Origin of the sequence: Rhizobacter sp., from assembly GCF_031412495.1 — a bacterium.
In the GTDB taxonomy this organism is placed as follows: Bacteria; Pseudomonadota; Gammaproteobacteria; order Burkholderiales; family Burkholderiaceae_C; genus Schlegelella_A.
The window spans coordinates 1-1,703 of the sequence record NZ_JANODC010000519.1; the positions used below are offsets into that span (position 1 = coordinate 1).

1 protein-coding gene is annotated in these 1,703 nt (G+C 66.3%); it reads right to left on the reverse strand.

The features are described 5' to 3' along the window. On the reverse strand, window positions 1–1,703 hold a 1,703-nt coding region (locus AC30N0_RS19510), incomplete at both ends, for a 2-oxoglutarate dehydrogenase E1 component (RefSeq protein ID WP_489519544.1).

Here is a 1,703-nt window from a genome sequence, read left to right on the forward strand (position 1 = left end):
GACCGCCTCGGTCAGGTTCGGGTATTTCTTGAGTTCGGCGCCGAAGGCCTTGTGCGGAAACGGATAGAGCTGCTCGACGCGGACGATCGCGACGTCGATGTTCCTGCGCTCCGAGCGCTGCTTGACGAGGTCGTAGTAGACCTTTCCGGAGCACGCGATGAGCCGCTTGACCTTCTCGGCGCTGACCTCGGCGGCGGTCTCGCCGATCACGGTCTTGAAGTCGCCCTTGGTGAAGTCAGAGAGCGGCGAGCTCGCGTCCTTGGCCCGCAGCAGCGACTTCGGCGTCATGATGATCAGCGGCTTCCTGAACATGCGCACCATCTGCCGGCGCAGGACGTGGAAGATCTGGCTGGCCGACGTCGGCTGCACGACCTGCATGTTGTTGTCGGCCGAGAGCTGCATGAAGCGCTCCAGCCGCGCCGACGAATGCTCCGGACCCTGCCCCTCGTAGCCGTGCGGCAGCATGAGGGTCAGACCGTTGGCCCGGCCCCACTTGACCTCGCCCGAGGCGATGAACTGGTCGATCACGACCTGAGCGCCGTTGACGAAGTCGCCGAACTGAGCCTCCCAGATCACGAGCGTGTTCGGCTCGGCGCTGGCATAGCCGTACTCGAAGCCGAGCACCGCCTCTTCGGAAAGGAGCGAGTCGATGACGACGAAAGGTGCCTGGCCGTCGGCGACGTGCTCGAGCGGCGTGTACGTGCCTTCGTCCCACTTCTCGCGGTTCTGGTCGTGAAGCACGGCATGGCGGTGCGTGAACGTGCCCCGGGAGGAATCCTCGCCGGACAGGCGCACCGCGTAGCCGCTGGCCACGAGCGACGCATAGGCCAGGTGCTCGCCCATGCCCCAATCGACCCGGATCTCGCCGCGCCCCATGGCCGCGCGGTCGGCGATCACCTTCTCGACCAGCGGGTGCACCTTCAAGTTGGGCGGAATGGTCGTGATCCGCTCGGCCAGGCGCTTGACCTCGGTGAGCGGCAGCGCCGTGTCGGCTGCATCGGTCCACTTCTTGCCCAGGAACGGGGCCCAGTCGACCGCGTACTTGCTCTTGTAGTTCGTGAGCACGGGGTCGTAGCTGCTCTTGCCGGCGTCGAGCGCGGCGCGGGTGGCCTTGACCATCGCGTCGGGGCCGTCGGCGGCGAGCACCCCCTGCACGACCAGCTTGTCGCCGTACAACTTGCGCGTACCCGGATGCTGAGCGATCACCTTGTACATCAACGGCTGCGTCAGCGCCGGCGTGTCCTGCTCGTTGTGGCCGAGCTTGCGGAAGCAGATGATGTCCACCACCACGTCCTTCTTGAACTGCTGGCGGTAGTCCATCGCGAGCTGGGTGCAGAGCACGACCGCTTCCGGGTCGTCGCCGTTGACGTGAAGCACCGGCGCTTCGATCATCTTGACCACGTCGGAGCAGTACAGCGTCGAGCGCGAGTCGCGCGGGTCGCTGGTCGTGAAGCCGATCTGGTTGTTGATGACGACGTGCACCGTGCCGCCGGTGTAGTAGCCGCGCGTCTGCGCCAGCGCCAGCGTCTCCATCACCACGCCCTGGCCGGCGAAGGCGGCGTCGCCGTGCACCAGGATCGGCAGCACTTGCGCGCCTTCCTTGTCGCCGCGGCGGTCCATGCGCGCCTTGACCGAACCTTCGACGACCGGGTTGACGATTTCGAGGTGGGAGGGGTTGAAAGCCAGCGACAGGTGGACCGGGC